General features: G+C 38.8%; 9 protein-coding genes and 2 pseudogenes. 9 read left to right on the top strand and 2 right to left on the bottom strand.

Annotated features, from left to right (window positions below):
• Positions 1-259: 259 nt before the first annotated feature.
• Positions 260-580, bottom strand: a pseudogene (locus DW251_RS17395) (tyrosine-type recombinase/integrase); the annotation flags it as partial.
• 8 nt (positions 581-588) lie between these two features.
• Here DW251_RS17395 and DW251_RS17390 point away from each other — a divergent pair.
• Positions 589-1,083, top strand: a pseudogene (locus DW251_RS17390) (DUF6040 family protein); the annotation flags it as partial.
• A gap of 69 nt (positions 1,084-1,152) precedes the next feature.
• Here the strand turns inward: DW251_RS17390 and DW251_RS17385 are convergent.
• Entirely contained in the window at positions 1,153-1,485 is a 333-nt protein-coding gene (locus DW251_RS17385) for a helix-turn-helix domain-containing protein (RefSeq protein WP_118301878.1), read from the bottom strand.
• 135 nt (positions 1,486-1,620) lie between these two features.
• On the opposite strand from DW251_RS17385, the gene DW251_RS18530 reads away from it, so the two are divergent.
• The 8 genes from DW251_RS18530 to DW251_RS17350 form a co-directional block, all read left to right on the top strand.
• Positions 1,621-1,755: a hypothetical protein gene (locus DW251_RS18530; RefSeq protein ID WP_279217560.1), complete on the top strand. Its 135-nt coding sequence runs from the start codon at positions 1,621-1,623 to the stop codon at positions 1,753-1,755.
• A gap of 12 nt (positions 1,756-1,767) precedes the next feature.
• Complete coding sequence (locus tag DW251_RS17380; protein WP_118301877.1) at positions 1,768-2,160, top strand: pyridoxamine 5'-phosphate oxidase family protein; 393 nt, start codon at positions 1,768-1,770, stop codon at positions 2,158-2,160.
• Positions 2,161-2,263: 103 nt separating this feature from the next.
• Complete coding sequence (locus DW251_RS17375; RefSeq protein ID WP_330620548.1) at positions 2,264-3,397, top strand: ROK family transcriptional regulator; 1,134 nt, start codon at positions 2,264-2,266, stop codon at positions 3,395-3,397.
• Positions 3,398-3,782: 385 nt separating this feature from the next.
• Complete coding sequence (locus DW251_RS17370) at positions 3,783-4,811, top strand: alcohol dehydrogenase catalytic domain-containing protein (RefSeq protein WP_117804239.1); 1,029 nt, start codon at positions 3,783-3,785, stop codon at positions 4,809-4,811.
• 9 nt (positions 4,812-4,820) lie between these two features.
• A complete protein-coding gene (locus tag DW251_RS17365) occupies positions 4,821-5,213 on the top strand; it encodes a VOC family protein (RefSeq protein WP_118301876.1) in 393 nt (130 codons plus the stop codon).
• 18 nt (positions 5,214-5,231) lie between these two features.
• Positions 5,232-6,596: an MFS transporter gene (locus DW251_RS17360; protein WP_118301875.1), complete on the top strand. Its 1,365-nt coding sequence runs from the start codon at positions 5,232-5,234 to the stop codon at positions 6,594-6,596.
• Entirely contained in the window at positions 6,580-7,575 is a 996-nt protein-coding gene (locus DW251_RS17355; RefSeq protein WP_118301874.1) for a carbohydrate kinase, read from the top strand. Before DW251_RS17360 ends, DW251_RS17355 begins: the two co-directional genes overlap by 17 nt.
• Positions 7,576-7,608: 33 nt before the next feature.
• Positions 7,609-7,834 (top strand): transposase (locus DW251_RS17350; protein ID WP_279217559.1); only part of this gene is annotated, 226 nt, incomplete at its 3' end.

Here is a 7,834-nt window from a genome sequence, read left to right as displayed (position 1 = left end):
GGTGGCTCTCAAAGTCCGGACAGGTGGCTCAGAGAGCCCCGGAATAATCAATTATGAAGAGCCGTATGCGAGAAAGCCGCACGTACGGTTCTGTGAGGGGCTTACATTGTGAGGTGTAAGTCTACTCGACTGTGGAGAGATTTCTTGAACTTTCCCCATTTTTCAAGGCTTGCAGAGCCTTGTATGATGAAATGATATGTATTTTCCATTATTTTTGCCCTTGTGAGATAATCGTGAGGGAAATAAGGGAAATTTCTTTTTAGTCATTGCCTGCCACCTTGTCGAGAAGCCTTGCTGAATTTCGCTTAGCTTTTCTGGTGGAGTGGGCATAGACATTCATTGTGGTACTGACATCTGAGTGTCCTAACAGTTCCTGTATATCCTTTGGTGCAGCTCCGTTAGAAAGCAGGTTGCTTGTGTAGGTGTGTCGTAACTGATGAAAATGAAATCCTTCAAATCCATCAAGCCTATTGGAAACTGACCGACACACAATGCCGAGTGTACTTGGCAATTCCAGACAGCCATCAGGTCTTAAGCAGACAAAGGAAATTTCATTGTAATCCTCAGGAGCTTCTTCTGAGAGTGTGTGAAGCATTGATGTTTCTGCTGATATGGTATTCCGTATCAACTACTCTTTTTCAGATGATACGGTTAAAAATATTTATTTCTGATTGCGTGGTATTCTTTGATACAATCGAAACTTTCACACAGACCATTGCTGGCTGGGTTGTACTGACAGGAAAGAACATGGCACAAATTAGTGATGGAATATCCAATCCAGTCATTGCCGGAATTATATACTGGCTGATAAGAATACTGGTTTGTGGTGGATGTATGGTGGGTGCGGGAATACTTGTAGCATTCATCGGAATAAAGATTGCAAGGCTATATAAGAAATACTGTTGGGACATAATTACCATACTGGTAACATTTATAAGCATGGCGATAGCAATCTATTTCGGGGACTGGATAAAGACAGTTTTGCCTTTTAATCTCCTATTCTTCTTGTTATTGGTACAGGTAATATATGTCGGGATAAGATGGTATGTGAAAGGCTGGCGGGAAACAAGAGGATATTATTAGATAAAATACAAGCAGGATAACTTATAGAGAGTGCTCCTGCTTGTATGTTTATGCGAACTACAATAAATTTTAATTCCTATGTTCTTCTCCCCATGTACACAAAGCCGTAAGCATAGGTATCAGAGATCTTCCTTTTTCAGTAAGACTATATTCTACTTTCGGGGGCACTTGAGGGTATTCTTTACGGTTCACTAATCCATCTTCTTCTAATGCTTTTAGCGAATCCGTTAATGTCTTAAAGGTTACTTTCCCAAGATATCTTTTCATTTCGTTATATCGGACGACTTCACGTTTGGAAAGGCAATACAGAATTGGCATTTTATATTTGCCATTGATCAGCGATAGTGTATAGGCAAATCCGGTTCCTTCCAGACGAAAATCATTTTGTTCTTCATTTTCCATTTTGACAATTCTCCTTTATACATCATTACACTCTATTTTGAGATAGTATATATTTTTAATGCATGTACTTATTGTTTATTTATGTATATCATATAATTAAAGCAAAGATAAGTCAACCAGTTAAGGAGACAAGTGATGAGAAATAAACTGAATGAAGTAAAAGAGTTTGATATTATTTCAATATGTGACACGATTCGGATTGCTATGTTTGATGAGCCATATCCATACATTGTCCCGGTTAATTTTGGAGAAGAAATTATAGGTGATTAGGTTGTTTTCTACATTCATACCGACTATGAAGGAAAAAAGAATGATCTGCTCGCAAAGAATCCCAATATTGCGTTTGAAATGGATTGCAATCACGAGCTTTATTATCGTGAGAGCAATATGTCCTGCAATTTCCGCTATGAAAGTGTTGTTGGTACGGGACGTGTAGAGATCGTACTGGAAGAAGAAAAGGAAAAAGCATTGACACTTTTAATGAACCATTATCATCCGGTATCAGTAAAATTTAATCCCAAATTCGTACATATGACACAGTGCATGAAAATTATTGTAAATGATATGACTGCCAAACGTGCCATGCCAAAGAAAAATACACTGGATTACAAAGTAATGCAATTTCAGGGCGAAGTAAGAAGCCCACATATGTACGAGGAGAAAAATAGGTCATGAAAGAATATCAGGGAATGTGTTGTGACAGCAATGGCTGCCATCTGCCAGAGGACAATAGCAAACATTACTTTACAAGAAGAATAAAAAAGCATATAATTCTTTTATAAAATATTTAATAAAAGAGGATAAGAAAACGGAAAATAAAGATAAAAGAAATATAACAAGAAAAAAAATAATTAATTATGTGCTGAACAATCATGTCACATCCAAGGCAGAAATCGCAAAAGAGTTAAACTTGAGTATGCCGACTGTATTAGCAAATGTGAATGACTTGTTAGAAAAAATGGTGTTGGAAGAAACTGGGGAATATGCTTCGACCGGTGGACGGAAGGCAAAAAGTATAGGGATTAATAAGTCGTACTGTCATGCAATGGGAATTTTGATTACAGCGAATCATATAGAAATGGTATTAGTAAATCTTGGAGATGAGATTATAAAAAAGGATCGCATCCGTTTAAAATTTACGGCAGAATTATCCTATTGTACAGAGGTGGCACAAAAGGTCAAAACTTTTCTTGAAGGCGAATTAGCGAAGAATACGCTACTTGGGATTGGAGTGGCGATTCCAGGAATTATTGATCAGAAAGAACGGATCGTTTTAAAATCCCATGCTTTAGGTATAGAGAATTATAGTCTGCGCTTTTTAGAGCAGGCTTTGGAAATTCCAGTATATTTTGAAAACGATGCTAATGCTGCAATGCTTGCAGAAAAAAAGCAAAAGTATCCAAATGCGATATATCTGTCTTTGAACCACACCTTAGGAGGTGCATTCTGCATAGATGGAAAGCTGTTTCGAGGGCAGAACCAGAAAGCAGGGGAGTTTGGTCACATGATACTCGTTCCCGGTGGAAGAAAGTGTTATTGTGGTAAATCAGGATGTGCGGATGCATATTGTGCTGCAAGTGTACTGACACAAAATAACAGGCAGTCACTGGATGCATTTATGGAAAAAATTGAAAGTGGTGATGAAAAAATTTTGCAGACATGGAATGAGTATCTGGATCATCTTGCTGTTTTGATATCAAATCTGCGGATGGCATATGATATGGATATCATACTAGGAGGTGATGTGGGAGGGGTATTGTCAGATTATATGATACCACTGGGAGAAAAAGTGATGGCATATAATGGCTTTGAGCATGATGTTTCATACTTGAAAAATTGTTCGTATAAGAAAGAAGCGTCGGCTGTTGGAGCCGCGAAATACTTTTTTACAAAACATATGGTAGAATTGTAAATTTTTTGAACGCAGATAAGCAGTCCACCGCATCTAGTGCGTAGGGCAAGGGGATGTTTAGTCGGTTGGAGTTAAAAACTCCCACTGACAGGTTGCAAAGCGAATGCAGATGTCCGCTTTATATGTGTGAAAAACGAGAAGTTGTGTAAAATTAGAAAAAGATATTATAGTAAAAAACGGAAAGAAAACAGTAACTACGGTTTCCTTTCCGTTTTTGCGTGTTGATTGTGAAAAATACACAAAAAATGTATTTTGAAATTATGAAATATATAAAATTATGAAAAAACATATTGACAAATCGTGTTTACAGGGTAATAATGTAATTACTTTAATAAAACGTTTTATAAAACATAAGATAAAACAATATAAAAAGGAGGAAACAATTATGTTACAGCAGGTAATGACAAATCCAGGAGAAATTATTTTCAGAGAGGTTCCGGTTCCGGAGGTGAAGGAAAATCAGGTGTTGGTAAAGATTATGAATATTGGTGTCTGTGGATCAGATATTCATGTTTATCATGGAAAACATCCGTTTACAAAATATCCGGTAACACAGGGACATGAGGTTTCAGGTGAGATCACAGAACTTGGAAAAAATGTCACAGAGTTTCATGTTGGACAGAAGGTGACGATAGAGCCGCAGGTATATTGTGGACACTGCTATCCATGCCGTCATGGAAAGTATAATCTTTGTGAGGAATTAAAAGTAATGGGATTTCAGACGACAGGAACAGCATCTGAGTATTTTGCAGTGGATGCATCGAAAGTAACACCGATTCCAGAAGATATGTCCTATGAAGAAGGAGCTATGATCGAACCTCTTGCGGTGGCAGTTCATGGTGTAAAACAGATGGGTGATGTGGCTGGCATGAATATTGCAGTCCTTGGCGCAGGACCGATCGGTAATCTCGTGGCACAGACAGCAAAAGGAATGGGGGCAGCGAAAGTGATGATCACAGATATCAGTGATCTTAGATTGGCAAAGGCAAAAGAATGTGGGATTGATGTGTGTGTGAATACCAAAAATAAAGACTTTGGTGAGGCAATGATTGAAGCATTTGGACCGGATAAGGCGGATGTAATCTACGACTGTGCTGGAAACAATATCACAATGGGACAGGCAATTAAATATGCAAGAAAAGGAAGCACGATTGTACTGGTGGCTGTTTTTGCAGGAATGGCAGAAGTAGATCTTGCAGTGGCAAATGACCACGAACTTGACATTAAGAGCACGATGATGTACCGCCATGATGATTATATAGATGGAATCAGACTGGTAAATGAGGGCAAAGTTCATTTGAAACCGCTTATCTCAAAGACATTTGCTTTTAAAGATTATCTGAAGGCATACCAGTATATTGATGATAACCGTGAGACAACGATGAAAGTAATTATCAATGTCAGTGAAAAGTAAGGAGCGTATATGGAAAATAAATATGGAATTGTCGGAGTTGCCCATGTCGGGCTTCCGACAAACGATTTACAGAAAACAGTTGAGTTTTATAAGAGTCTTGGATTTGAAGAAATTATGCAGACATATAATGAAAAAGCAGGGGAAAAAGTGGCATTTTTACAGATAAAAAATTACTGTATAGAGACCTTTGAAAATAGACAGGCGGCAATGTCAGACGGTGCATACCAGCATGTTGCACTTGATGTGGAAGACATTGAAAGTATGTATCAGAAAATCTGCAATGAAAAATACACGGTTATTACAGACGGAATCGAAGAACTGCCATTTTGGGAAAATGGTGTGAAGTTTTTTATGATTAAAGGCCCAAATGAGGAAAGAATAGAGTTCTGTCAGAAACTCTGATAAAAACAGGAGGGACATATGGGAAGCGAAAACAAAAATGGAAAAGTACCGCTGATCAGTAAGATTGCATATGGGTTTGGTGATGTTGGATGTAATTTCAGCTGGATGTTTGTTAGTAATTTTCTGATGATATTTTATACAGATGTGTTTGGAATCAGTATGGCTGCTGTGTCAGCACTTATGCTTTTTTCAAGATTCTGGGATGCAATCAATGATCCAATCGTCGGGGGACTTACGGATAAAACAAAAACGAGATGGGGACGGTACCGTCCATGGCTGTTAGTAGCGGCACCAATTACAGCGGTTCTTCTTGTTATGACATTCTGGGCAAGACCTGACTGGCCGCAGAATGGCAAGATCATTTATATGGTAATTACCTACTGTCTGCTGGTTTTGGGATATACCTGTGTAAATATTCCATATGGAACCCTATGTGGTGCTATGACACAGGATATTGATGAACGTGCAAAAATAAATACATCTCGTTCGGTTGCAGCGATGATAGCGATTGGTGTGTTAAATATTATCACAGTTCCACTGATCAGCAAATTTGGCAGTCACAGTGCAAAGGCAGGATATCTGACGGTTGCGGTCATATATGGATGCATTTTTACAGCCTGTCATTTCTTCTGCTTTGCGAAGACGAAAGAGGCAGTGATCACTCCGGAAAAAGAAAAAATTTCTGTAAAGGTACAGTTGAAAACAGTCATGCAGAACAGACCATATCTTCTTGCATTGGCAGGACAGATATTATTTGGATTTACATTATATGGTAGAAACGCAGATATTCTGTATTATTTTACATATGTGGAAGGAAATGCCACTTACTATACGACTTATTCCATGTGCATTATTATTCCGTCTATTATCGGGGCAGCTTGTTTTCAACCAGTATTCCGCAAGTTGAATAACAAAGGAAGAACAGCATCTCTCTTTGCTTTATTTACAGGAATTTCAATGTTGTCTATGTTTTTCTTCAATGCCAAAGAATCACCAGCTATTTTTTATGCATTATCTGGTCTCACACAGTTTTTTTTCTCTGGATTTAATACCGCAATCTATGCAATTATTCCAGACTGTGTGGAATATGGGGAGTGGAAAACCGGACTTAGAAATGATGGTTTTCAGTATGCATTTATTTCACTTGGAAATAAAATCGGAATGGCAGTTGGAACAGCACTTTTAGCAGGATTACTTGGAAAATATGGTTATATTGCAAATCAGACACAAAATGCAACTGTACTTTCAATTATGAAACATGCATTTACGACGATTCCAGGTGCACTTTGGATTGTGACTGCGGTTGTATTATTTTTCTACCGGTTAAATAAAAAACGTTATAACGAGATTGTGGAGGAACTGAAAAATGGAAGAAAAAGTTGATATCGTGGCATTGGGAGAATTGCTGATTGATTTTACGGAAGCAGGACACAGTCAGGATGGGAGAAAATTGTTCGAACAGAATCCCGGCGGTGCTCCGGCAAATCTTCTAACCGTTGCAAGCCACTTTGGGTATCACACATCTTTTATTGGAAAAGTTGGAAACGATATGCATGGTAAATTTTTAAAGAAGACATTGCAAAAGGAAGGAATCAATACAGATGCTATTGTTGAAGACCCGGGTTATTTTACAACGTTGGCATTTGTGGAAATCGGTGAAAATGGAGAACGAAATTTTTCTTTTGCAAGAAAACCGGGTGCAGATACACAGTTAAAAAAAGAAGAACTGGACCAGACGCTAATTTCCGGATGTAGAATTTTTCATTTTGGATCATTATCGCTGACAGACGAACCGGCAGAAAGCGCAACGATCGAAGCGGTAAAAATGGCAAAAGCAGCGGGTGTACTTATTTCCTACGACCCGAATTACCGTCCATCCCTGTGGAAAAGTAAAGAGCGTGCAGTGAAAAAAATGAAATCTGTTGTAGAACTGGTAGATGTCATGAAGGTATCGGATGAAGAGAGTATTCTCCTGACAGGGGCAAAAAGTTATGAGCAGGCTGCAGAAGAAATTCTTGCTATGGGGCCGAAGCTGGTTGCCGTTACATTGGGAGAACAGGGTGTTCTTATGGCAGCAAAAAACAGAAAAGAAATCATAAAAGCGTTTCAGACCAATGCAGTCGATACGACCGGAGCGGGTGATTCCTTCTGGGGAGGCGTATTATGCAGTATTCTTTCTATAAACAAGCCCGTAGAAAAGATGGAATGGGAAGAGATCAGAAAGTGTGCTGTTTTGGGAAATGCAGTTGCCGGATTGTGTGTGCAAAAGAGAGGTGGAATCCCTGCGATTCCGACGAAAGAAGCAGTGCTTGAATTTATGATGTGGTATAAAAAAGTTGACACCTCATTCTCAAGGATTTGAGATATAATCAAGAGGATAAGGAGAGTGGACAAAATGGCAGGAAACAGACAATATGACCATGAATACAAAGTACAGGCGGTGAAACTCGCTAAAGAAATCGGACAAGCTAAGGCAGCTGAAGAACTGGGAGTGCCAAGGAATACCCTGTATGGCCGGGTACATGCGAACCGTCTTGGCAATCTTGATCTTGGAGCTGGCTCACAGACTCCACAAAGTGCCATGACGCTTAATGAAGAACTTTTAAGGCTCCGTCAACAGG

The sequence above is a fragment of the Clostridium sp. AM22-11AC genome (genome assembly GCF_003473545.1).
Taxonomy (GTDB): domain Bacteria; phylum Bacillota; class Clostridia; order Lachnospirales; family Lachnospiraceae; genus Enterocloster.
This window is presented reverse-complemented; position numbering and strand designations above follow the sequence as displayed.